This is a genomic window from Streptomyces zinciresistens K42, from assembly GCF_000225525.1.
Classification (GTDB): Bacteria; Actinomycetota; Actinomycetes; order Streptomycetales; family Streptomycetaceae; genus Streptomyces; species Streptomyces zinciresistens.
In genome coordinates, this window is record NZ_AGBF01000114.1 from 1 (window position 1) to 21958 (window position 21958).

At 74.1% G+C, this 21958-nt stretch carries 20 protein-coding genes; 5 read left to right on the forward strand and 15 right to left on the reverse strand.

The window, feature by feature from the left end; translation table 11 throughout:
- Positions 1–281 precede the first annotated feature (281 nt).
- Positions 282–1328 (forward strand): LacI family DNA-binding transcriptional regulator, encoded by a 1047-nt coding sequence (locus tag SZN_RS24865; protein ID WP_007499995.1) that lies wholly within the window; start codon positions 282–284, stop codon positions 1326–1328.
- Positions 1329–1646: 318 nt separating this feature from the next.
- On the opposite strand, the gene SZN_RS24870 is transcribed toward SZN_RS24865, so the two are convergent.
- The 4 genes from SZN_RS24870 to SZN_RS40570 form a co-directional block, all read right to left on the reverse strand.
- On the reverse strand, positions 1647–2837 hold the full coding sequence (locus tag SZN_RS24870) for a GDSL-type esterase/lipase family protein (RefSeq protein ID WP_007499997.1): 1191 nt from the start codon (positions 2835–2837) through the stop codon (positions 1647–1649).
- Between the two features lie 52 nt (positions 2838–2889).
- Positions 2890–3468: a TetR/AcrR family transcriptional regulator gene (locus SZN_RS24875; protein WP_043732919.1), complete on the reverse strand. Its 579-nt coding sequence runs from the start codon at positions 3466–3468 to the stop codon at positions 2890–2892.
- Between the two features lie 158 nt (positions 3469–3626).
- Positions 3627–4109 (reverse strand): GNAT family N-acetyltransferase, encoded by a 483-nt coding sequence (locus SZN_RS24880; RefSeq protein WP_007500001.1) that lies wholly within the window; start codon positions 4107–4109, stop codon positions 3627–3629.
- Positions 4110–4164: 55 nt separating this feature from the next.
- Positions 4165–4338 carry a hypothetical protein gene (locus SZN_RS40570; RefSeq protein ID WP_007500003.1) on the reverse strand — a complete coding sequence of 58 codons (174 nt, stop codon included), beginning with the start codon at positions 4336–4338 and terminating at the stop codon, positions 4165–4167.
- 473 nt (positions 4339–4811) lie between these two features.
- Here SZN_RS40570 and SZN_RS24885 point away from each other — a divergent pair, with 473 nt between their 5' ends.
- Positions 4812–5258, forward strand: coding sequence for a hypothetical protein (locus tag SZN_RS24885; RefSeq protein ID WP_007500005.1), 447 nt, complete (start codon positions 4812–4814; stop codon positions 5256–5258).
- A gap of 84 nt (positions 5259–5342) precedes the next feature.
- Here SZN_RS24885 and SZN_RS24890 read toward each other — a convergent pair whose 3' ends face one another.
- From SZN_RS24890 to SZN_RS24910, 5 genes are all read right to left on the reverse strand, one after another.
- Positions 5343–6860, reverse strand: coding sequence for an SDR family NAD(P)-dependent oxidoreductase (locus tag SZN_RS24890; protein ID WP_007500007.1), 1518 nt, complete (start codon positions 6858–6860; stop codon positions 5343–5345).
- Between the two features lie 125 nt (positions 6861–6985).
- The gene (locus SZN_RS24895; RefSeq protein WP_007500009.1) at positions 6986–8323 is read right to left on the reverse strand and encodes a wax ester/triacylglycerol synthase family O-acyltransferase; all 1338 of its coding nucleotides are present in this window, start codon (positions 8321–8323) and stop codon (positions 6986–6988) included.
- A 240-nt stretch (positions 8324–8563) separates the two neighbouring features.
- Positions 8564–9784: a glucose-1-phosphate adenylyltransferase gene (gene glgC / locus SZN_RS24900; RefSeq protein ID WP_043732912.1), complete on the reverse strand. Its 1221-nt coding sequence runs from the start codon at positions 9782–9784 to the stop codon at positions 8564–8566.
- A 50-nt stretch (positions 9785–9834) separates the two neighbouring features.
- Positions 9835–10986 (reverse strand): glycogen synthase, encoded by a 1152-nt coding sequence (glgA, locus tag SZN_RS24905; RefSeq protein ID WP_043732915.1) that lies wholly within the window; start codon positions 10984–10986, stop codon positions 9835–9837.
- Positions 10987–11026: 40 nt separating this feature from the next.
- Positions 11027–11809, reverse strand: a complete 783-nt coding sequence (locus SZN_RS24910) for a (2Fe-2S)-binding protein (protein WP_007500015.1) — start codon at positions 11807–11809, stop codon at positions 11027–11029.
- Positions 11810–12037: 228 nt separating this feature from the next.
- On the opposite strand from SZN_RS24910, the gene SZN_RS24915 reads away from it, so the two are divergent.
- Positions 12038–13147: a DMT family transporter gene (locus SZN_RS24915; RefSeq protein WP_007500017.1), complete on the forward strand. Its 1110-nt coding sequence runs from the start codon at positions 12038–12040 to the stop codon at positions 13145–13147.
- On the opposite strand, the gene SZN_RS24920 is transcribed toward SZN_RS24915, so the two are convergent.
- Positions 13137–14321: a transglycosylase family protein gene (locus tag SZN_RS24920; protein ID WP_007500019.1), complete on the reverse strand. Its 1185-nt coding sequence runs from the start codon at positions 14319–14321 to the stop codon at positions 13137–13139. The genes SZN_RS24915 and SZN_RS24920 overlap by 11 nt on opposite strands.
- Before the next feature lie 291 nt (positions 14322–14612).
- Here SZN_RS24920 and gndA point away from each other — a divergent pair, with 291 nt between their 5' ends.
- Positions 14613–16052, forward strand: a complete 1440-nt coding sequence (gene gndA, locus SZN_RS24925; protein ID WP_007500021.1) for an NADP-dependent phosphogluconate dehydrogenase — start codon at positions 14613–14615, stop codon at positions 16050–16052.
- A 597-nt stretch (positions 16053–16649) separates the two neighbouring features.
- Here the strand turns inward: gndA and SZN_RS24930 are convergent.
- Both SZN_RS24930 and panD read right to left on the reverse strand, forming a co-directional pair.
- Positions 16650–16994 carry a GNAT family N-acetyltransferase gene (locus tag SZN_RS24930; RefSeq protein ID WP_007500023.1) on the reverse strand — a complete coding sequence of 115 codons (345 nt, stop codon included), beginning with the start codon at positions 16992–16994 and terminating at the stop codon, positions 16650–16652.
- A 53-nt stretch (positions 16995–17047) separates the two neighbouring features.
- Entirely contained in the window at positions 17048–17470 is a 423-nt protein-coding gene (panD, locus tag SZN_RS24935; protein ID WP_007500025.1) for an aspartate 1-decarboxylase, read from the reverse strand.
- 362 nt (positions 17471–17832) lie between these two features.
- Here panD and SZN_RS24940 point away from each other — a divergent pair, with 362 nt between their 5' ends.
- Positions 17833–18045 (forward strand): hypothetical protein, encoded by a 213-nt coding sequence (locus SZN_RS24940; protein WP_007500027.1) that lies wholly within the window; start codon positions 17833–17835, stop codon positions 18043–18045.
- Here SZN_RS24940 and SZN_RS24945 read toward each other — a convergent pair.
- From SZN_RS24945 to SZN_RS24955, 3 genes are all read right to left on the reverse strand, one after another.
- Complete coding sequence (locus SZN_RS24945) at positions 18006–18992, reverse strand: ATP-grasp domain-containing protein (protein WP_007500029.1); 987 nt, start codon at positions 18990–18992, stop codon at positions 18006–18008. The genes SZN_RS24940 and SZN_RS24945 overlap by 40 nt on opposite strands.
- A 68-nt stretch (positions 18993–19060) precedes the next feature.
- On the reverse strand, positions 19061–19933 hold the full coding sequence (locus SZN_RS24950) for a ribosome assembly protein YhbY (RefSeq protein WP_007500031.1): 873 nt from the start codon (positions 19931–19933) through the stop codon (positions 19061–19063).
- A gap of 329 nt (positions 19934–20262) precedes the next feature.
- Entirely contained in the window at positions 20263–21783 is a 1521-nt protein-coding gene (locus SZN_RS24955; protein WP_007500033.1) for a catalase, read from the reverse strand.
- Positions 21784–21958 lie beyond the last annotated feature (175 nt).

The window sequence follows — 21958 nt, forward strand, 5'->3', positions numbered from 1 at the left end:
CTGAGCGGCAGCGCGAGGCAGACGGTGAATACGGCGGCGAGGACTCTGCGGGGAACGGGCACCGTGAACCGGCCTCCTTGGCGGGCGGATTGGTCGACGTGGCAGACCCTGCACGCCGCTCGACCAGCCCGTCAATGACTCTCGCGCAGCTAATTTCTTTAGTGGCTAAAGCGCATTAGGGTCACCGAACTGAAGCGCATTAGACGCGACATGGACGATCTCCACTGAACCGCATTAGTGCATACTGCCCGGGGAATGTGTGAGCGAAATGGGGAAGCACCATGTCAGGCAAGCGGTCACCGGCCCGCCGGCCCACGATGAAGGACATAGCGCGGCACGCGGGGGTCTCCCAGAGCGCGGTCTCCTTCGCGCTGAACGGCCGGCCCGGCGTCTCGGAGGACACCCGCGACCGGGTGCGGCAGGTCGCCGAGGAGCTGGGATGGCGCCCCAGCACGGCGGCGCGGGCGCTGTCCGGGGAGGGCGCGGCGACGGTCGGCTTCGTGCTCGCGCGGCCCGCGGACACCCTCGGGGTGGACTCGTTCTTCCTCCAACTCGTCTCGGGCATCCAGGAGGTGCTGGCGGAGCGGCATCTGGGGCTGCTGTTCCAGGTGGTCGAGGACGTCGCCGACGAGTGCGCGGTGTACCGGCGGTGGTGGGCCGAGCACCGGGTGGACGGGGTGCTCGTGGTCGATCCGCGCACCGACGACCCGCGCCCGGACCTCCTCGACGGACTCGGGCTGCCCGCCGTGGTGATCGGCGGCGCGCCGGACGTCCGCCACCCGGGGCTCTCCACGGTCTGGGCGGACGACGCGGGCGCGATGGCGTCCGTCGTGGACGGGCTCCACGCCCTCGGCCACCGTCGCATCGTGCACATCGCGGGCCTGCCGGGGCTCGCCCACACCGAGCGACGCGTCCGCACCCTGCGCGCGGAGGCCGAGCGCCGCGGACTGCCGGAGGTGCGGTCGGTGACCACGGACTACTCCGACGCCGCGGGCGCGGCCGTCACCCGCCGGGTCCTGCGGGGCGACGCGCCGCCGACCGCGCTGATCTACGACAACGACGTGATGGCCGTGGCCGGCGCCGCCGCCGCGGCCGAACTCGGCTTCGCGGTACCGGCGGACGTCTCGGTGGTGTCCTGGGAGGACTCGGCCCTGTGCCGCATGGTCAAGCCCTGGCTCTCGGCGCTCTCCCGGGACAGCGTGGAGTTCGGCCGCACCGCGGCCCGTGAACTGACCGCCCTGCTGGACGGCGGCCCGGCCCGCGCGGTGCGGGTCCCGGTACCGCGCCTGACCGAGCGCGGCAGCACGGGTGCGGCACGGGACGTGTGACGTACCCGGCCGGTGGCCGACCGGGTACGGAGGCCACCCTCCTGGCCCTGGCGGAACGCGTCGGCCGACCGCACCCGTGCTGCCGCGCTCGGTCAGTGCGGTGGCCGGGAGGCTTTGCCGGAGGCTCGCGGCGTCCGGTGGGGTGCCTCGCACGGCGGAGCCTCGTCCGCGTACCGGACGTACCCGGGCGAGGCGACCACGCGCGAGGTGCCGTGCCGGGCGTCGCGAGCCGGTGGACCCTCCCGGTCACCGCACCAGGGCGTGTTACGAAAGGAGCGTCGTCCGCCCGCAGGGCGGGCGGGACTTTCGAAACCCGCCCTAGGGACGGCCCGAAGCCGTCCTGAACGGACCCGTCGCCGTGAAGGCCAGGCGGGCGAAGCGGGCGCCGATGCGGCGGTGGGTGGCGGCGTCGGGGTGGAGGCCGTCGGGCAGCGGGAGTTCGGCGTGGTCGTCCTCGCCGTAGAGCTCGCGGCCGTCGAGGAGGTGCAGGTTCGGGTCCTCGGCCGCGCGCTGTTCCACGATGCGGGCGAGTTCCTCGCGGACGACGCCGAGCGTCAGCTTGCCGGCCGCGCGCTCCGCCGGGTCCCCCATGGCGACGAACCGCAGCCGCCCCTCGCTCAGGGAGTCGAGGTCCGGGGCGCTGGGGCCGGGGGTGTCCTCGTGGATCGGGCACAGGATGGGCGAGACGACCAGCAGCGGGGTCGTCGGATGGCCCTCGCGCACGGTGTCGAGGAAGCCGTGGACGGCGGGCCCGAAGGCGCGCAGCCGCATCAGGTCGGCGTTGACGACGTTGATGCCGATCTTGACGCTGATGCAGTCGGCGGGGGTGTCGCGCAGCGCGCGGGCGGTGAACGGGTCGAGCAGGGCGCTTCCGGCCAGGCCCAGGTTGATCAGCTCCGCACCGGCCAGCGCGGCGGCGCGGGCGGGCCAGATGGCGGTGGGGCTCGCGGCGTCGGACCCGTGGCTGATGGAACTGCCGTGGTGCAGCCAGACCGTGCGCCCGGTCTCGCGCGCGGGCTCGACGGGGGCGTCGGTGCGCAGCGCGATCAGTTCGGTGGTCTCGTTGTGCGGCAGCCAGATCTCGACGTCCTTGTCGCCCTCGGGCAGGTCGGTGAAGCGGACGGTGCCGGGCCGCCCGGGGCGCTGCTCGGCGCTGCCGGTGGTCATGTCGATGACGATGACACGGCCCTCGGTGACGCTGCCCTGCGCGACCAGCGCGCCGTCGGCGACGAGGTCGTAGACGCCGTCCGGGCGGGGCGGCAGGCCGACGTAGGCGCGCTTGGTGGGCAGGGTGTCCAGTTCGACCGTCCTGGCGCGGGTGCGGAAGGCCAGCCGTACGCCGGAGGGCTGGGCCTCGGCCATGGCCAGCTGTCCGTCGGTGTTCTGCGCCCGCGCACGGGCGGGCAGCCGGTGCGGCAGCACGCCCTGCCCGGTGCGCTCCACGTCGAGGGCGCCGCGCAGCAGGGCGGCGGTCACGGGGGTGGTGATCAGATCGTGCTCGGTGTGCATGTCCTCAGCGTCCTCCGGGTCCTGTGGGTCCTCTGGGTCCTCTGCGTGTCGGTCAAGGGGTGTGCGCGGTGGGCCAGTTGCGCAGCAGCGCGTCGAGGGCGTCCAGAATCCTGATCCAGGTCTCCTCGGAGTCGGGGGCGCTGTGGCTGAAACCGCCTGCCCGCTCCAGGCTGGAGTAGCCGTGGAAGACGCTGCCGAGCAGCCGTACGGCGTGGGTGGCCTCCGGCTCGGCCAGGTCGTAGCCGCGCAGGACGGCCCGGGTCATCTGCGCGTGGCGCGGCCCCGCGCCGGCCGCGGCGGTCGCGGGGTCGAGCGGCATACGGGCGGCGGCGGCGCGGCCGGGGTGCTCGCGGGCGTAGTCGCGGTAGACGTCGGCGAAGGCGACCAGGGCGTCCTTGCCGGCCCGTCCCGCGAGGGCGTCGGCGGCCCGGTCGGCCATCTCCTCCAGGGCGAACAGGGCGATCCGCGTCTTGAGGTCCTGCGAGTTGCGTACGTGCGAGTACAGACTCGCGACCTTGACGTCGAACCGGCGTGCCAGCTCGGACGCGGTCACCTGCTCGAAGCCGATCTCGTCGGCCAGTTCGGCCCCGGCCCGCACCAGGCGGTCCGCGGTCAGTCCAGCGCGTGCCATGACCATCCTCTCGTTCACCGAGAACGAGTATGCATTCACCTAAAGACTTTAGGCAAATAGCGATGTCATCAAGCACGCAGGCCGAATGATGGAGGCAGCGCCGCGCCCCGTACGGCGGCCCCGCGGATCGACCCCCGCGACGGCCGGCGCACCCGACCTCACAGCGCCCTGTGCATGACGTGCAGCCCGACCGGGCCGTGACGGGGGTGCGCGAAGGCGTCCGGGACCGTGCCGAGGACGGTGAAACCGAGGGAGGTCCACAGGCGCACGGCGGGGTTGGTCGCGACGACGGCGTTGAAGACCATGGCCCGGTAGCCGTCGGCCGCGGCGGCGGCGAGGACGTGCTCGGCGAGGGCCCGGCCGATGCCGCGGCCTCCGTGGTCGGGGTCGACCATGAACCCGGCGTTGGCGACGCGGGAGGCGGGGCCGCCGTAGTTGGCGGTGAGGTAGGCGGAGGCCACGAGCGCTCCGGAGTCGTCCTCGACCGCGAAGACACGTTTCCCCGGGCCCGTCCACAGGGCGCGGGCGTCGGGCTCGGTGGTGCCGGGGTCCCAGGTGTAGGTCTCGCCCGCGGCGACGACACGGTGCCAGAAAGGCCAGATCCGCGGCCAGTCGGCGGCCACGGCTTCCCTGATCAGCATGGGCGTGAGTCTCGCACGCCCATGCGGTCGGCGATCGCGAAGGGTTCGCGCCCCGTCAGTCGACGCTGGGCAGGATATGGGGCTCGGCGAGGTCGTCCTCGTAGCCCGCCAGACGGATCGGGGCCGACCTGGCCCACACGTCCAGGCTTCCGATCTCCGTCGACCGGCGGGCCGAGCGCTCCGTGCGTTCCTTGGGGCGCTGATCGCGATTCGTCGTCTCAGGTGTCACCGCGCACTCCTTCTGTGTCGGATCACCCTCGGGGCGGGGCCGGCCGGTCTGCGGTCCGGTCCCTCACGCCCACTCGGGTCGAAAACTCAAAGTCGGCTCGGACGCGGTGGCGCCGGTAACTGGTGTGCAAGCAGGCCGTTGTGCACCGGCTTGTCCCGGGACGGACCGTGGGTGTGGGTTGGGACCCTGTGGAGCTGTCCGTCCGCTCCAGATTAACCAAATGAGCGGGCACCTGCTCGATGGGGCTGCAAACAACGTGTAACTATCCGGAGTCGACCGATATTCACCTGCCCTTCATCCTCTGTTTTGTTGTGGAATGCGGCATTTACCGCTCACCCATTCGGGTGAGCGGCGTGCAGTGGCCCGTCAGGAGCGCGGGCACGCCGCTCAGTTCAGGTCCCGTTGGCCGAATCGCAAAGCGGCCATGATCTGCTGACGGACGGCAACGGCCCGTCCGGCGGGAGGACCCACGCGTGGAGCTGCGCAGCGTCGAGGAGCTGATGGATCTGCTGTACGCCTGCCGGGGCACCCGGGCCGCGACCGGCCCCGGCGCCCCGGTCGATCTGCACCAGCACGCCCTGCGGACGGCGGCCCTGCTGCGCCGCGCCCGGCCCGCCGACAAGGAACTCCAGGTCGCGGGACTCGTCGCGGCCATCGGACCGCTGCTGCGCCCCGGTGACGCCGCCCGTCACCCGCACTGCGCGGCGGACGCGGTACGGCCGCTCCTCGGCGCGCGCGTCGCCCGCCTGGTCCGCGGGCACGGCACGGCGGGGGACGGCGCCGACGACGATCTGCTGCGGCTGCGGCTGGCCGGCGAGGAGGGGCGCGACGCCCCCTTCGACGCCGGGGTCCTGGAGGACTGGCGGACCGTGCTGGAACTGGTGGCGTCCCGCAACTCACCGCTCAGGGCGGTCGACTGACGACCCGTCACGTACTCGGTGCCCGCCGCTCCCGGCAGGGCGCCGGGCACCGGGGGCGGCGGGCGGGCCTCCCGGGCGGGCCGGCTACCACTTGCCCGGCGCGTAGTCCTTCAGGAAGACGCCGTACAGGTCCTCGCCCGCCTCGCCGCGCACGATCGGGTCGTAGACGCGGGCCGCTCCGTCGACCAGGTCGAGCGGGGCGTGGAAACCCTCGTCGGCCAGGCGCAGCTTGTCGTAGTGCGGCCGTTCGTCGGTGATCCAGCCGGTGTCGACCGACGTCATGAGGATGCCGTCGCTCTCGAACATCTCCTGTGCGCTGGTCCGCGTGACCATGTTCATCGCGGCCTTGGCGGCGTTGGTGTTGGGGTGGCCCGCGCCCTTGTAGCCGCGGCCGAAGACGCCCTCCATCGCGGAGACGTTCACGACGTGGGCGCGTCCGCTCGCCGCCTTCCTCGCCGCGTCGGCCATCGCCGGGCGCAGCGCGCTGATCAGGATGAAGGGCGAGGTGTAGTTGCAGAGCTGGGTCTCCAGCAGCTCCACCGGGGAGATCTGGTCGATCGTCTGGACCCAGGTGTTGGAGTCGACGACGTCGGGGACCAGGCCGCCCGCGTCGATCGCGGTGCCGTCCAGGTGGCGGGCGACGCTGGCGTTGCCCGCGACCAGGGCGAGGTCGGCGACCTTCTGGGCGTCCAGGCCGCTGGTGCCCAGCGGCAGCGCGGCCAGTCCGTCGACCGCGCCGGAGTTGAAGGCGCCGATGACCTGGTGGGCGGGCAGTTCCCCGGCGGGCAGCGGGGCGCTCTCGCCCTCCACGAGGGCGGCGTAGGCGGAGGGCAGCCGGCGCACGGTCTGGGTGGCGTTGTTGACGAGGATGTCGAGCGGGCCCGCCGCGGCGACCTGCTCGGCGAGGGCCACGGCCTGCGCCGGGTCGCGCAGGTCGATGCCGACGACCTCCAGCCGGTGCATCCAGTCCGCGGAGTCGTCCATCGCCTTGAAGCGGCGGATGGCGTCCTTGGGGAAGCGCGTGGTGATCGTGGTGTGCGCGCCGTCGCGCAGCAGCCGGAGCGCGATGTACATGCCGATCTTGGCTCGGCCGCCGGTGAGCAGGGCGCGCTTGCCGGCGAGGTCGGCGCGGGCGTCGCGCTTGGCGCGGTTGACGCGGGCGCAGTCCGGACAGAGCTGGTGGTAGAAGTAGTCGACCTCGACGTACCGGGACTTGCAGGTGTAGCAGGAGCGCGGGCGCTGGAGTATCCCCGCGACCCGGCCCTCCTCGGTGCGGGACGAGGGCAGCAGGCCCTCGGTCTCGTCGTCGATGCGCTGGGCGGAGCCGGTCGCCGTGGACTCCGTGACGGCCCTGTCGTGGGCGGTCTTGGCGGCCCGGCGCTCCTGGCGGCGGCGCTGCTTCACGGTGCGGTAGACGCCCGCGGTCGCCCGCCGCACGGTGATCGCGTCGGGGTGGTCGACGTCCAGCCTGTCGAGTTCGTCCAGCACGCCGAGGCAGACGGCCAGCCGCTCGGGGTCGATGCCGGGGCCGTGGAACTCGTCGCCGGACTCGTGCGGCACCCCGTCCGCGCTCGCCGTGGGGCCGTCCTGTGTCACCGTCATCGCCGCTGCCGTTCCCTGATCACCCGCGGCGCTCCGGTCGCGCCCGCTTTCGCACGCGGAATTCTACGGAGCGCCGGGCCCCTCCTCCAAAATCCGGCGAACCGGGCCCGGGGAGGGGCCCCGGATCAGGGGCCGCAGGCGGTGATCAGCGCCGAGACCTCCTCGGTCACGGCCGCGGCGAGCACGTCCAGGTCGGGGACGGCCTCGGCGTCGGCGACGAGGCCGTAGTGGACGCGTCCCCGGTACGTCGAGATCGCGATCGCGAGGGACTGGCCGCGGGCCAGCGGCGCGAACGGGTAGACCTCGGTGACCTGGTGCCCGCCGAGCTTCAGCGCGATGCCGGGCAGCGGCACGCTGGTGACCAGGATGTCGAACCAGAGCCGGGCGGCCTGGGCGACCAGCGGTCCGCCGAACCGGTGGCCGAGCGCGGGGACGTGATCGGCGAGCAGGGCGACGGCGCCCGCGCCCCGGTGGGGGCCCGCGTCCTTGTTGCGGTCCATGGCGGCGCGGACCGTCTGAAGGCGGCGCAGCGGGTCGGGGTCGCCGACCGGAAGCCGTATCAGGTAGCCGGAGAGCCGGTTGCCCTGCGGGTGGGCGGCGCGCGGGCGGCGCCGGGAGACGGGGATCAGCGCGCGGGGCGCCACGCCCTCGCTGCCGTCGCCGCGCTCGTCGAGCCAGCGGCGCAGGGCGCCCGCGACGACCGCGATCAGGACGTCGTTGACGGTGCCGCCGACCGTCTTGCGGATCACGTGCACGTCGTCGATGTCGACGACGACCCCGGCGGTGCGGCGGGTGCCGCTCGGCTCGGCGGCCAGCGCGCGCGAGGAGCGCGTCGCCAGCGTCGAGACGGCGACGGAGGCGCCGATGTCCAGGGCGCGGCCGGCGTCGGACACGGCGCCGCGCAGCAGGGCGGGGAGCCGGCGCACGTCGGGGAGCCGGCCGCGCGCGGGCTCGGCGGGGCGGGGCCCGCGGGCCGGCAGGTCCATCGGGTCCAGGACGGCGGCGGCGAGCGTCAGCGCCCGCAGTCCGTCGGCCAGGGCGTGGTGGAACTTGAACAGCACGGCGAAGGAGACGCCGTCCTCGCCGGGCAGCACATGGGCCTCCCACGGCGGGCGGCCCCGCTCCAGGGGCCGTTCCATGAGGCGGCCGGCCGCGGCCTGGAAGTCGGCGGCGGGGGCGTGCAGCCGGACGTGGTCGAGGGGGTCGAAGTCGGGGGCGGGCTCGCGGGCGGCGCCCCCGAAGGAGAACGGCTGGAGCAGTCCGCCCGGCCGCCAGGCGTCCCGGATGCGCATCCGCAGCCCCGGCACGGCCGCGGCGCGGGTGGCGAGCAGGTCCGCGGCGTGGGCGCCGGCGGTGGGCGAGTGCGCCGTGAACACGCCGAGCGCCGCCAGGTGCATCGGGTGCTCGGCGGACTCGATGTTCCAGAACGCCAGGTCGAGCGGTGCGAGCGGGTCGGAAGTCAAGGGCGTGCCTCGCGTGGACGGAGGGTGGACCAGCAGTCAATCGCCTGCGGGCGATTACATTCAAGTACGATCGAGTTACGCTCAGTTAACAGCAGATTAAGTCCCCACCCGGGGGAAACCTGGAGAAAGGGGTGGGACTCATGGTGCATATGTGGTCACTCCACCACAGGTTGCGTCGCCGGGCATCCCGTGGGTGTCACCCGGGAGGAGGCGTCACGGACGGCCCCCTCCCCGCGGCGGCTACGGCACCCGCTGGCCCTTGCCCAGCGCGATGACCCCGCCCGGCGAGACCGTGTAGAGCTCGGCGTCGCGCTCCGGGTTGACGCCGATCGTGGCGCCCGGCGGCACGTCGACGTTCTTGTCGAGCACCGCGCCCCGCACCACCGCGCCGCGCCCGATGTGGACGTTGTCGTGCAGCACCGAGCCCTGCACGACCGCCCCCGGGTCGACCACCACGCCCGGCGAGAGCACGGAGCGCGTCACCTGCCCCCGGATCAGGCAGCCGGCGCTGATGATCGACTCGCCGGCGATGCCGCCCGCGTTGAACCGGGCCGGGGAGAGCTGGTTGGAGTGGGTGTAGATGGGCCAGCCGCGGTTGTAGAGGTTGAAGGTGGGGCGCTCGGCGATGAGGTCCATATGGGCGTCGTAGTAGGCGTCCAGGGTGCCGACGTCGCGCCAGTACCCCTGGTCGCGGCTGGTCTCGCCGGGGACGTGGTTGGCGCTGAAGTCGTACAGCTGCGCCTCGCCGCGCCCGGTCAGCTGCGGCAGGATCGAGCCGCCCATGTCGTGCACGGAGTCCTGGTCCTCGGCGTCCCGCTGGAGCGCCTCGACGAGGGCCTTGGTGGTGAAGATGTAGTTGCCCATCGAGGCGAACACGGACTGCGGGTCGTCCGGCAGACCGGGCGGATCGGCGGGCTTCTCCAGGAAGCGCCCCACGCTCTGCCCGTCCGAGCCGGGGCTGATCACCCCGAAGGACGAGGACTCCGAGCGCGGCACGCGGATGCCGGCGACCGTCACCCCGGCGCCGCCCTCGATGTGCTGCGCGAGCATCTGGCGGGGGTCCATGCGGTACACGTGGTCGGCGCCGAACACCGCCACGTACTCGGGCCGTTCGTCGTGGACGAGGTTCAGGGACTGCAGGATCGCGTCCGCGCTGCCCAGGTACCAGCGCGGGCCCAGCCGCTGCTGGGCCGGGACCGGGGTGACGTAGTTGCCCAGCAGGCTGGACATCCGCCAGGTCGTGGTGATGTGCCGGTCAAGCGAGTGCGACTTGTACTGCGTGAGGACGCAGATGCGCAGGATGTCGGCGTTGACGAGGTTGGACAGGACGAAGTCCACGAGCCGGTAGGTGCCGCCGAAGGTGACCGCCGGTTTCGCGCGGTCCGCGGTCAGGGGCATCAGGCGTTTGCCCGCTCCGCCCGCGAGGACGATCCCGAGCACCGAAGGTCCCCCACGACGCATGGCCGCTCCCCTCACCGTGATTGCTCCCAGCCTGCCCGGTGCCGCGCGCGCTATGCCTGTTTGAGGATCTCCCCGTAGAGCCCGACGGTGCGCCGGGCCACCGCGTCCCAGCCGAACTCCCCCACCGCGCGCGCCCGTCCGGCCTCGCCCATCCGCCGCGCCGTCGCCGGATCGCCGACGACCGAGTCGAGCGCGCGGGCGAGGCCCGCCTCGAAGCCGTCGTCCAGCGGCACGAGCAGGCCCGTGGAGCCGTCCTCGACCACCTCGGGGATGCCGCCGACGGCGGAGGCCACCACGGGTGTCCCGCAGGCCATCGCCTCCAGGTTGACGATGCCGAGGGGCTCGTACACCGACGGGCACACGAACACGGCGGCGTGCGTGAGGAGTTGGATGACCTCGGGGCGCGGCAGCATCTGCGGGATCCAGTGCACGCCCTCGCGGACCCGGCTCAGCTCCCGGTACAGCTCGCGGAACTCCCGGTCGATCTCCGGGGTGTCGGGAGCCCCGGCGCACAGCACCACCTGGGCGGCCGGGTCGATGTCCCGTACCGCGCGCAGCAGATGGGGGACGCCCTTCTGGCGGGTGATGCGGCCGACGAACAGCACGTAGGGGCGGCCGGGGTCGAGGCCGAGGCGGGCCAGGACGTCCGTGCGGTGGTCGGGCCGGTACAGGGCGGTGTCGATGCCGTTGTGCACCACGTGCACCCGGCCCGGGTCCAGTTGCGGGTAGCAGCCGAGGATGTCCTCGCGCATGGCCCCGGACACGGCGATCACCGCGTCGGCGGTCTCGATCGCGGTGCGCTCGGCCCAGCCGGACAGGGCGTAGCCGCCGCCGAGCTGCTCGGCCTTCCAGGGGCGCAGCGGCTCCAGCGAGTGGGCGGTCATCACATGCGGGATGCCGTACTGGAGCTTGCCGAGATGGCCCGCGAGGTTGGCGTACCAGGTGTGGGAGTGGACGAGTTCACGGCCGTCGAGGCCGGCGGCCATGGCCAGGTCGACGGAGAAGGTGCGCAGCGCGTCGTTGGCGGTGTCGAGGGCGGACCAGGGGCGGTGGCGCCGCACGCCCACCGTGCGGCCCTCGCCCCAGCAGTGCACCTCCAGGTCGACCAGGTCCCTCAACTCCCGGGCCAGGAACTCGACATGGACACCCGCGCCGCCGTACACGTCCGGCGGGTACTCCCGGGTCAGCAGTCCCACTCGCACCCGGAACCCCCATTCTCCTTGGCTGGTTGCCCTTTCATGGTCACCCGGACGGCGCCCGTGGGGAAGAGCGCGGGGGCCGTGTGAAGCAGCAGTCGCCGCACACGCCGGCGCCGGGCACCCGGTAGTACAGGCAGCAGCTGCGGCGGCGGAACTCGCCGGCGGCGCCGGTGCCGGTCGCGGCGAGCAGGGGGTGGGCGAACAGCCGGGCGGTCAGGTCGCGGGAGCGGGCCGCGGTGTCCGCACGGCCCGCGGAGCGCGCCCAGGTGTCCAGTTGGCGGGCCGCGCCGGCGAGGGCGGAGCCCGCGTTGCCCCACAGCAGCCCCTCGGCGAGCCGGTGGCGGGCGCGCACGGCGGCGGCCAGCGGCACCAGGTGGCCGGAGAGGACGACGTCGGCGACGGCCGCCGCCGTGGCGGGCAGCGGCCGCACCTCGTCGAGCCGCAGGTCGTCGGGGGCGCCGGCCTCGGCGTCCCAGCGCACCAGAGCGGGGGCGAGGTCGGGGACGGCGCCGTACAGGGCGGCGCAGCCGAGCGTCACCGACCACAGCCGGGCCGCCAGCCCCAGCTGGGCCACGGAGGCGGCGACGCGCGGCTCGGGGGCGCGCAGGCCGCGGGCGACCTTCGCCACGCGCCGGTCCAGGGGTCCCGGAGGCCCGCCGGGCGGCACGGGCCGGTACGCCTCGGCCAGGGTGGGCGTCCGGGGGTCCGCGGGACCGCCGGGGTGAGCGGGCCGCTCGCCGGAGGTCGCGCGGGCCGTCGCGGAGGTGTGCAGGACGAAGAAGCCGCCGAGGGGGCGCAGCGCGGCGAGCCGGGGGTCGAGTTCCACGAGGAGCAGGATCGCGGGCGGCTCTCGGGGGTTCCGCCTCGGGGTCGGGGTCCTCGCCCACCAGACCAGAGGATGACGCGGCGGCCCTCGTACTCCCCCGGCAGTACGACACAGTGGGTGCTCTGGTACGACGACGGGAATCGGTTTTCGCGGCATCGTGTTGATTATGGAAGCCGACCGTTCGCCACGCCGGGGACACCGACCCCGCCTGACGCGGAGGAGCAGCTCATGAGCGCCCTCGCGTTGTCCGTCCTGCTCTCGCTCGTCTCCGCCGTGGCCTACGCGGGCGGGGCGATCGTGCAGGAGCGGGTCGCGGCGTCCTCACCGGACCGGCAGTTCGCGCCGATGCGCCGGACCGGCTGGTGGGCGGCCGTCGCGCTGAACGGTCTGGGCGGTCTGCTGCACGTGGTGGCGCTGGCCTACGGTCCGCTGAGCCTGGTGCAGCCGCTGGGGGCCCTGACGATCGTGTTCGCGCTGCCGATGGCGGCGCTGTTCGTGGGCCGCAGGGCCGGGTCGACGGCCTGGCGCGGCGCGGTCATGGCGACGGTCGGCCTGGCGGGCCTGCTGTCCCTGGTGGGCACCTCCTCGTCGCAGACGCTGCACCCCGCCGAGCGCGCGGCCGTGGCCCTGGTGACCGGCGGCGTCGTCGTGGCGCTCATGGTCGCGGGCCGGGCCGCCCACCGCCACCCGGCGGTGCGCGCCACCCTGCTCGCAACGGCGGCCGGCATAGCGTTCGGCATGTCCTCGGTCTTCACGAAGATCGTCACCGTCGGCTGGAGCGGCGGGGTGTCCCCGGCGGACGTGCCCAGCCTGGCCGTGATCGGCGTCTTCTCCACGGCAGGTCTGCTGCTGTCCCAGGCCGCCTACCGCGGCGCGGGCCTCGCGGCCCCGCTGGCCACGCTGACGGTGGTGAACCCGGTCGTGGCGGCCGCGGTCGGCATCACGATGTTCGGCGAGACCTTCCGCTACGGCACCGCCGGCACCCTGCTCGCCCTCGGCTGCGGTGTGGTGGCGGCGGGCGGCCTGATCCTGCTGACCACCGAGCGGCTGGCCCCCACCGGGCCGGCGGGCGAAGCGGCGCTCCCGGCCGCTGCCGGGGCACGGCCCGCGGCCGTCCCGCTCGACGGCGCGGAGCGGGACGGGCGGCAGGGGATCGTCGTGCCGGAGGACGTGGCCGGCATCCTCGTACCGGCCGGGGCCGCGGAGGCGGGGCACGAAGAGCCGCCGGCGCCGCGGGCGCGCCCCGACGGCTCGACGGGGCTGTACGGGCCCTTCCGCAGCGGGCCCTACGGTCCGGCGCCGGTCCTCGACCTGCGCCGGATCCGGGTCAGATCCTGACGCCGCCGGCCCGGAGGTAGGCGACCGGGTCGACGTCCGAGCCGAAACCGGGCCCCGTCCGCACCTCGAAGTGCAGATGCGGGCCCGTGCTGTTGCCCGTGTTGCCGGAGCGGCCTATGCGCTGGCCCGCCCCCACCGACTGCCCGGCCCGCACGGAGATGGCCGAAAGATGCGCGTACTGGGAGTAGCGGCCGTCGCCGTGGCGGACGATCACCTGGTACCCGAAGGAACCGGCCCACCCGGCGCTCACGATCTGCCCGGCGCCGACGGACTTCACCGAGGTGCCGGTCGGCACGGGGAAGTCGAGGCCCGTGTGATAGCCCTTCGACCAGAGCGAACCCGCCTTGCGGTACGGGGTGCCGGTGGCCGCGCCGACCGGGGCGACCAGCGAGCGGGCGCTGCGGTCGGCCCGCTCCCGGTGGTCCTCGGCGGTCCGCTTCGGGGCGCTCTTCTTCCGGGCGCTCTCCTTCGGCGTGTTCTTCTTCGGGGCGCTCTTCTTCGCGGCCGCCTCGGGCTTCGCCTCCGGGGCGGCCCCGGCCGCCTTGCCGCGCAGCGCCAGCCGCTGGCCCGGGACGATCAGATCGGGGTCCGCGCCGACCGTCGCGCGGTTCGCGGCGTACAGCCCCGTCCAGCCGCCCCCGACCTTCTTTGTCTCGGCGATCCCGGAGAGGGTGTCGCCGCGCACCACGGTGTACATCTCGGCCCGGCCGGCCCGGGACTGGGGCGTGGTCTGCGGGCGGACGTCCTGGACGGTGCTCTTGCGGGCCGCGGCCGGGCGCACGTCGGGGGTGTCCCCGCCGCGGGTCAGGCCGGCCCGCTGGGAGCACGTCGGCCAGGCCCCGGGCCCCTGCCCGTCCAGCACCTTCTCCGCGACGGCGATCTGCTGGTCCTTGGTGGCCAGGTCGGCGCGCGCCGCGTACCGGCCGCCGCCGTAGGCCTCCCAGGTCGACTGGGCGAACTGGAGACCGCCGTAGTAGCCGTTGCCGGTGTTGACCTGCCAGCGGCCGGTCGACTCGCACGCCGCGACCTTGTTCCAGGTGTCGAGGTCGGCCGCCTGCGCGGTCCCGGCGCCCATGAGGGGAAGCGCGATCCCGGCGCCGCCCGCGGTGACGGTGAGTGAGGCGCGGTTGATCCTGTTGGGCTGGTACCGGCGGTGCCGGCCGCGTACGGCCATGAAGGGGCCCCCATTGACAAGCGGTAGGAGCGGCAAAAGTAAGGGCTTCCGACGGGCCGCGACAAGACGGCAAATCAGCCTCCTGTTCGCGCCAAGTGGCGCGGAACGGGCGCACGTTGCCGCTCGCGCGCTACGGTCTGAGTGCGCCGGGGCGTTTCGTGCGTATGTGCCTGCGACGTCGCGCCACCCTGATGTGCGGCCGGAGTACCGGCACGTCAGGATGGACGGGGGGACACCACGGCGGGCAGGACGGGCATCGCCGCCCTATCGAGAGCACTAGGAGCCAACGGCATGAGCACTTCGGCGCAGATCGGCGTCACGGGTCTCGCGGTCATGGGCCGCAACCTCGCGCGCAACTTCGCCCGCAACGGCTACACGGTCGCGGTGCACAACCGGACGCCCGCGCGCACGCGCGCGCTGGTGGACGAGTTCGGCGGCGAGGGCGAGTTCGTCGCGGCGGAGACCGCCAAGGAGTTCGTCGCGGCGCTGGAGCGGCCGCGGCGGCTCGTGATCATGGTGAAGGCCGGCGACCCGACCGACGCGGTGATCCAGGAGTTCGCGCCGCTGCTGGAGCCGGGCGACATGATCATCGACGGGGGCAACGCGCACTTCGCCGACACCCGCCGCCGAGAGCGCGACCTGCGTGAACAGGGCGTCCACTTCGTCGGCATGGGCGTCTCCGGCGGCGAGGAGGGCGCGCTGAACGGCCCGAGCATCATGCCGGGCGGCCCCAAGGAGTCCTACGACTCCCTGGGCCCGATGCTGGAGAGGGTCTCCGCGAAGGCGAAGGACGGCGCGCCCTGTGTGACGCACGTCGGCCCCGACGGCGCCGGGCACTTCGTGAAGATGGTGCACAACGGCATCGAGTACGCCGACATGCAGCTCATCGGGGAGGCGTACCAGCTGCTGCGGGACGTCGCCGGGTACGAGCCCGCGCGGATCGCGGAGATCTTCCGCACCTGGAACGAGGGCCGGCTGGACTCGTACCTGATCGAGATCACCGCCGAGGTGCTGTCCCACGTGGACGCGGCGACCGGCAAGCCGTTCGTGGACGTGGTGGTCGACCAGGCCGAGCAGAAGGGCACGGGCCGCTGGACCGTGCAGATCGCGCTCGACCTCGGCGTCCCGGTCTCCGGCATCGCCGAGGCGGTCTTCGCCCGCTCGCTGTCCGGGCACGCGGGGCTGCGCGAGTCCTCGCGGGGCCTGGCCGGACCGAAGGCGACGGCCCTGTCGGAGTCCGGGGCGGCGGCCTTCGCCGACCGTGTCGAGCAGGCCCTGTACGCCTCGAAGATCGTGTCCTACACCCAGGGCTTCCACGAGATCGACGCGGCCCGCGCCGAGTACGGCTGGGACATCGACCTCGGTGCGGTCTCGGCCATCTGGCGCGGCGGCTGCATCATCCGCGCGGCCTTCCTCGACCGGATCCGCGCCGCCTACGACGCCCGCGCCGACCTGCCGAGCCTGCTGGCGGACGACACGTTCGCGCGGGAGATCGCCGAGGCGCAGGACGACTGGCGCGAGGTGCTGGTCGCCGCGACCCGCCAGGGCGTGCCCACCCCCGGCTTCGCGGCGGCCCTCGCGTACTACGACGCGCTGCGCGCCGAGCGGCTGCCGGCCGCGCTGACCCAGGGCCAGCGGGACTTCTTCGGTGCGCACACCTACCGGCGCACGGACCGGGACGGCTCGTTCCACACGCTGTGGGGCGGGGACCGCTCGGAGGTCTCCGCCTGAGACGGCCCCGGCACGGGCCCGGCACCTGGTGACGCCGCCCGGTGAAGGACGGCGAACGGCCCCCGCGCCACGGTGACGTGGTGCGGGGGCCGTTCGCCGTCGCGCGGTGCCGCGGTCGCGGGCGCCGCTCCGGGTGCCCTCGGGTGCCTCACGTGAGGGGCGGCCCCGGCTCGGGGTGCGGTACGGGTTCCGGGCCCGGGGGGATCGGGGACGGAGCGGGCTCCGGGGGTCCCGGCGGCGCAGGGGGCGTGGGAGCGGGCGGGGTCGGCCCGGGTCCCGGAGGCGGCGGCCCCGGCGTGGGGGTCGGCGGCTCCGGCGCAGGCGGCGGGCCCGGGGCCGGCGGTCCGGGAGCCGGCGGGGGCTCCGGTGCCGGAACCGGGTGCGGTTCGGGGTGCTGCGGTTCCGGGCCCGGCGTCGGCCCCGCGGGACCGGGCTCCGGATACGGGTTCGTCATGGCGTCCTCCAGCCAGTCGGCGCACGTCGGCTCCGGACTACTCCCCCGCGTACCCGGGGGCGGCACCGCCAGTCACTCCGCCGCGCCGGTCCGCCCGCCCGGGTGGACCCGCCGGGCCCGCCCGGACCCGTACGCCGCGGCGGTCAGAACCGGCCGGGGTGCGCGCGCAGCCAGTCCAGCGCCGCCGTCCGCAGCGCGGGGTCGGCGGCCGGGGCCTCGTCGGGGTGGCGCTCGGCCCACTTGACGACGTACGGGCACAGCGGCGCGACGACGACGCCCTCGCGCGCGGCGACGGCGTACAGCTCACGGGCGAGCGAGCCCGCGACGCCCTTCCCCTCGTGGGCCTGCTCCACGATGGTGTGGACGGGGACCAGGGCACGGGCGGGGGCTTCGAGGACGAAGTACTCGATGCGGCCGATGACTTCGCCGTCCTGGCGGGCCTCCAGCCGGCCCGCCGCCCGGTCGTCGCGGATCTCGGGGTCGCTCATGGACGCTCCTGTCGTTGTGAGGATGTGCGGGACGGACCGGGGCCGTGCGGGGTTCAGGCCGCCGGCACGGCCTGCGGGCCGCGCTCCTGCCCGGAGCCGGGCACCGGCTCGGACGGGTCGGCGCCCAGGGCCACGATCCGGTTGGCGCCGTCCACGTGCACGACCCGCGGCTCGTACGACCGCGCCTCGGCGTCGGTCAGCTGAGCGTAACTGATGATGATCACGAGATCACCGGGGTGCACGAGATGAGCGGCGGCACCGTTGATCCCGACGACCCCGGAGCCCCGCTCGCCCTCGATGACGTACGTCTCCAGCCGGGCGCCGTTGGTGACGTCGACGATGTGCACCAGCTCACCGGCCAGCAGATCGGCGGCGTCCAGCAACTCCGCGTCGATGGTCACCGATCCCACGTAGTGCAGGTCGGCCTGGGTGACGGTGGCTCGGTGGATCTTGGACTTGAACAGAGTGCGCAGCACTTCGGACTCCCGGGAAGACGGCTCCCTGCCTGCTTTGTGCAGGTCAAGGGCGTTCTTCACTCTACATGGGCACTCGTCGGAGCCGACGGCGGCGAGGGTGGCGAACGTCGCTTCTCGTGGGGAGAGGGCTCCTCGCCCGGGGTTCCGCTCCCACCGGGCCGGGGCGCGGCGCGGCGGCCCGTTCGGCCACCCCGGTGTGCGGGCGGACCGGGCCGGCGGCTTCGGCGGCGGCATCGCCTCCGGCCGGTTCGCCGGCCGCCTGACCGTCCGTCCGCCGTGCGGGGCGGGGCCGTTGTCCGCCGTCGGCGTCGGGGTGCTGCTGCCGGGGGCACGCGCGGCCTCCGGGAGCGTGTTCCCTTCCCGTGCAGGTCTGCTCGGGGGCGGTGATCCTGCCGGCGCTGTGGTCGTCGCGCCGCTCCGGTTCGGGGCCGGGGCTGTCGATGCCGGCCTTCGGCGTGCTCGTGCCCGGCGCGGCACGGGTGGCGCGGCAGCCGGTGCGGGTGCGGGTGCGGGCGGCGGCGCCGACCTCCGCCGCCTACCGGGCCTTCCGGCTGGACGGTTCCGGCCCGCCGTGACGCCCGCGCGCGGCGCGGAGGGTGAGGTCGGCGAGGGCTTCGGGGGCACCGGGCTGGTCGCGGACGCCGGGGAAGGCGTTGACGTCCACGATGAGCGGGCCGTCGGGGGTGGCGATGACGTCCACGCCGTAGACGACGAGGGCGAAGACCTCGCCGGTCCTGCGGACGAGGTCGCGCCAGGCGTCGGGGATCGCGGCAGGCCCCGGGGCGGCGCCCGCCGGGCCCGCCAGCTCCGAGCGGCGCAGGGCGGCGAAGACGTGGGGGCCGATCGCCCACAGCTTGTGGTCCCAGCCGGCGTTCGGGACGAAGTCCTGCGCGATGTACGGTCCGTGGGGCGCGCGGGCGGCGAAGTCCCGCAGCGCGGCGCTCCCTTCGAGCCGTCGCACCACGTCCCCCTTGCCGCTGTGCCGGCTCTTGACGACGACGGGCACGGCGCCCGACGCCTCCTCACCGGCGGCCAGGTCGGCGGCGGAGCGGTAGGTGCGGGTCGCGGCGAAGGGCAGCCCGGCGCGCAGGGCGTCGGCGGCCATCGCCGTGCGGTCCTGGCAGCGCGCGGTCGCGGCGGCGGAGTTGAGCACGACGGCCCCGGCGGCTTCGAGCGTGCGGGCCAGCGAGATCGCCTGCGGCGTGCGGGACTTGAGCAGGTAGACGGTGGCGGGCTCGCCCGTCGGGGGCCCGCCGTCGGGCGCGACGGCCTCCACGACGGCTTCGCCCGAGCCGCCGAGCAGCGCGGCGGTCGCCGCCAGCAGCGGATGCCCGGGATCCGGCGTGATGAGCCCGACCCTGAGCCGCCCTGCCCTGCGCCGCCCGGCACCCACCGGCCCGGGGCCGGTGGGTGCCGGGCCGGTGGGTCCGGCCGGGTGGCCCGCGCCGAGGCCGTCCACCGGGGGGTCGACCAGAGGGCGCGCCGACATCCCGCTCGTGGTGCGGCCGTTCGTCCGGCTCACCGAAACGTCCTCCGCCGCACGGCCGTTCACCGGGTCCCCCGCCGGGGCACCGCTCGGAGCGCGGCCGTTCACGGCACCGCCACTGCCGTGGCCGGGGCGCTGGGTGGCGTGCACCAGGCAGGGGACGGGCGGTGGGTGCGGGCGAGGTCGAGGACCGCGGCGGCGACACGGGCCGCCGCGTCCGGCACCTGGCGGAAGCTCGGGAAGTCGTTGACGTCGACCACGACCGGGCCGTCCGGCGTGAGCAGCACGTCGAGGCCGTAGAGGTCGAGCCCGTAGACCGCGCCGACCTGCGCGGCGACCGCCGCGACCTCCCGGGGGACCGGCACCCGTCGTTCGGGGTGCGGGCGGTCGGGGTGGAGGGGGGAGCGGCGTTCGGTGGCGTAGAAGTCGCCGGCGACGCAGTAGACCTTGATGTCGACGCCCGGGTTCGGCTGGTACGGCTGTGCGATCAGCATCCCCTCACCGCGCAGTTCGGGCCCGAGCGCGGCGAGCCCTTCCGGTGCGGCGACGAGGTGGACCGCGCGGCCGGAGCTGCCGTTCGCCGGCTTGACCACCAGCGGATACTCCGACTCCGGTGTCTGCGCGAGGAGTTCGGGGGTCGCGGCCGCGTACGTCGGCGGTATCGGCAGGCCGCGGCTGCGCCCTATCGCGGCGGCAAGCGCCTTGTCCCGCACCCCGCGGATGGCGCGGGCGTCGTTGACGGTGACCAGGCCCGCCGCCGATGCGGCCTCCAGCAGCGTGAGCCCGGGTCCGCCGGAGACGGTCTTGAGCACCCACGCGTCATGGCTGCCCGCGGTGACCAGATCCGTCATCCGCAGCAGCGAACCGCCGGGCCGCAGTACGTCGACCTGATGCCCCCACGCGGCGAGTTGCCGGATCACCTCGACCGGCATGCCGTCGTAGCGGTAGTTCTCCTCCACCAGAAAACACAGCTTCATGCGACCCTTCCCCCCCAACCTCCGCGCCCGTTCGCCTGACGGTGACCGGCGGATCATGAAGGTCACAGGATGCCACGCGGCCCGAGCACCCGGACTGGCGGCACCGCCTCGCTTACGCGGGTCGCGTCGCCGGTGCGCGGGGAGCGGGGCCCGCGGGCCCCGGTGCGGGGGTCCTGCCGGGTGGACGGCGCCCGGCCCGGGGGCGCGTGAGGCGAAGCGCCCCACCCCACCTCGCGTGCCGGCGGGACCGTGTACGGGCCCGGAGCGCACGAAGGGCGGTGGCGGACCGTTCGTGGAGGTCCGCCACCGCCCCCTCGGGCGGCGTGCGGCTACGCCTTGTGCTGCATCGAACCGCGGGCCGGGTTGCCCTGCTGCGCCGCCTTCGGGTCCTTCTCGCCGGCCTTGGCGCGCACCCCGTCGGCGATGCGCTTGCCGAGGGTCTCGTCGATGTGCGACCAGTACGCGAAGGCGCGTTCCAGGACGGGTTCGCCGACTCCGTCGAGGAGGTGGCCGACGACGTTGTCGACCAGGCGGTCGCGGGCCGCGTCGTCGAGGACCTCGCGGACCATCGTGCCGGCCTGGCCCCAGTCGTCGTCCTCGGGGTGGGAGACGTAGGCGGCGCGCGTGATCTCGCCGTCGGCCGCCCAGCCGGGCGGGGAGCCGTGGCCCTCGGTGTCCGCCGCGGGACCGCCCTTGGAGTTCGGGGCGTACACCGGGTCGGTGGTGTTGCGGTAGGCCATCGCGCCGTCCTTGGAGTACGTGTGGACGTCCACGACGGGCGCGTTGACCGGGAGTTGCTGGTAGTTGCCGCCGATGCGGTGGCGGTGGGCGTCGGCGTAGGAGAACAGGCGGGCCAGCAGCATGCGGTCCGGGCTCGGGCCGATGCCCGGGACGAGGTTGTTGGGCTGGAAGGCGGCCTGCTCGATCTGGGCGTGGTTGTCGGTGGGGTTGCGGTCCAGCGTCATCCGGCCGACGCGGATGAGCGGATAGTCGCCGTGCGGCCACACCTTGGTGAGGTCGAAGGGGTTGAACCGGTAGCGGGCGGCCTCCTCGTACGGCATGACCTGCACGTACAGGGTCCAGCTGGGGAAGTCGCCGTCCCGGATGTGCTCGAAGAGGTCGCGGGTGTGGTAGTCCGTGTCGGCCGCGGCCATCTGGTCGGCCTCGTGCTGGGTGAAGCACTCGACGCCCTGGTCGGTCTTGAAGTGGTACTTCACCCAGAACCGCTCACCGGAGGCGTTGATCCACATGTAGGTGTGGGAGGTGTAGCCGTTCATGTGGCGCCAGGTCCGCGGGATGCCGCGGTCCCCCATCAGCCAGGTGACCTGGTGCGCGGACTCCGGGGACAGGGTCCAGAAGTCCCACTGCATGTCGTGGTCGCGCAGGTTGTTGTCCGCGCGGCGCTTCTGGGACCGGATGAAGTGCTGGAACTTCATCGGGTCCTTCACGAAGAAGACCGGCGTGTTGTTGCCGACCATGTCGTAGTTGCCCTCGCTGGTGTAGAACTTCACCGCGAAGCCGCGCGGGTCGCGCCAGGTGTCCGGGCTGCCGCGCTCCCCGGCGACGGTCGAGAAGCGGGTGACCAGGTCGGTGCGGACGCCGGGCTGGAAGAGGGCCGCCCTGGTGTAGGCGCTCACGTCGTCGGTGACCTCGAAGTGGCCGAAGGCGCCGCTACCCTTGGCGTGCGGCTGGCGCTCGGGAATCCGCTCCCGGTTGAACTGGGCCATCTGCTCGATCAGATAGGCGTCCTGGAGCAGGATCGGCCCCGCGGGTCCCACGGTGAGCGAATGCTCGTCGCTCTCCACCGGCGCGCCGGAGTCGGTCGTGGTGGCGGGTCGGATCTCCGTCATGAATCTGCCTTTCGTCGTGCGTCGACAGCGGTGGAGCGGCTCCTCGGGCTCCGGTGTCCGGGCGGTGCGGCGGGCTGCCTCCGACGGTGCGCGCGGTACGGGCGTGACACGGGCGGTCCCGGCCGGCTCCGGGCTCCCAGCCGCGTGACCCGCTGGGGGCGTCGTAAACACGGGC

Bases quoted from the DNA above. Each gene is read 5' to 3' on its own strand.
- SZN_RS24880 (WP_007500001.1), bottom strand. From the start codon at position 4,109: ATGCTGATCAGGGAAGCCGTGGCCGCCGACTGGCCGCGGATCTGGCCT.
- SZN_RS24915 (WP_007500017.1), top strand. From the start codon at position 12,038: ATGAGCGCCCTCGCGTTGTCCGTCCTGCTCTCGCTCGTCTCCGCCGTG.
- glgC (WP_043732912.1), bottom strand. From the start codon at position 9,784: ATGCGTCGTGGGGGACCTTCGGTGCTCGGGATCGTCCTCGCGGGCGGA.
- SZN_RS24870 (WP_007499997.1), bottom strand. From the start codon at position 2,837: ATGCACACCGAGCACGATCTGATCACCACCCCCGTGACCGCCGCCCTG.
- SZN_RS24920 (WP_007500019.1), bottom strand. From the start codon at position 14,321: ATGGCCGTACGCGGCCGGCACCGCCGGTACCAGCCCAACAGGATCAAC.
- SZN_RS24950 (WP_007500031.1), bottom strand. From the start codon at position 19,933: ATGAAGCTGTGTTTTCTGGTGGAGGAGAACTACCGCTACGACGGCATG.
- SZN_RS24890 (WP_007500007.1), bottom strand. From the start codon at position 6,860: ATGACGGTGACACAGGACGGCCCCACGGCGAGCGCGGACGGGGTGCCG.
- gndA (WP_007500021.1), top strand. From the start codon at position 14,613: ATGAGCACTTCGGCGCAGATCGGCGTCACGGGTCTCGCGGTCATGGGC.
- SZN_RS24955 (WP_007500033.1), bottom strand. From the start codon at position 21,783: ATGACGGAGATCCGACCCGCCACCACGACCGACTCCGGCGCGCCGGTG.
- SZN_RS24875 (WP_043732919.1), bottom strand. From the start codon at position 3,468: ATGGCACGCGCTGGACTGACCGCGGACCGCCTGGTGCGGGCCGGGGCC.
- SZN_RS24865 (WP_007499995.1), top strand. From the start codon at position 282: ATGTCAGGCAAGCGGTCACCGGCCCGCCGGCCCACGATGAAGGACATA.
- SZN_RS24930 (WP_007500023.1), bottom strand. From the start codon at position 16,994: ATGAGCGACCCCGAGATCCGCGACGACCGGGCGGCGGGCCGGCTGGAG.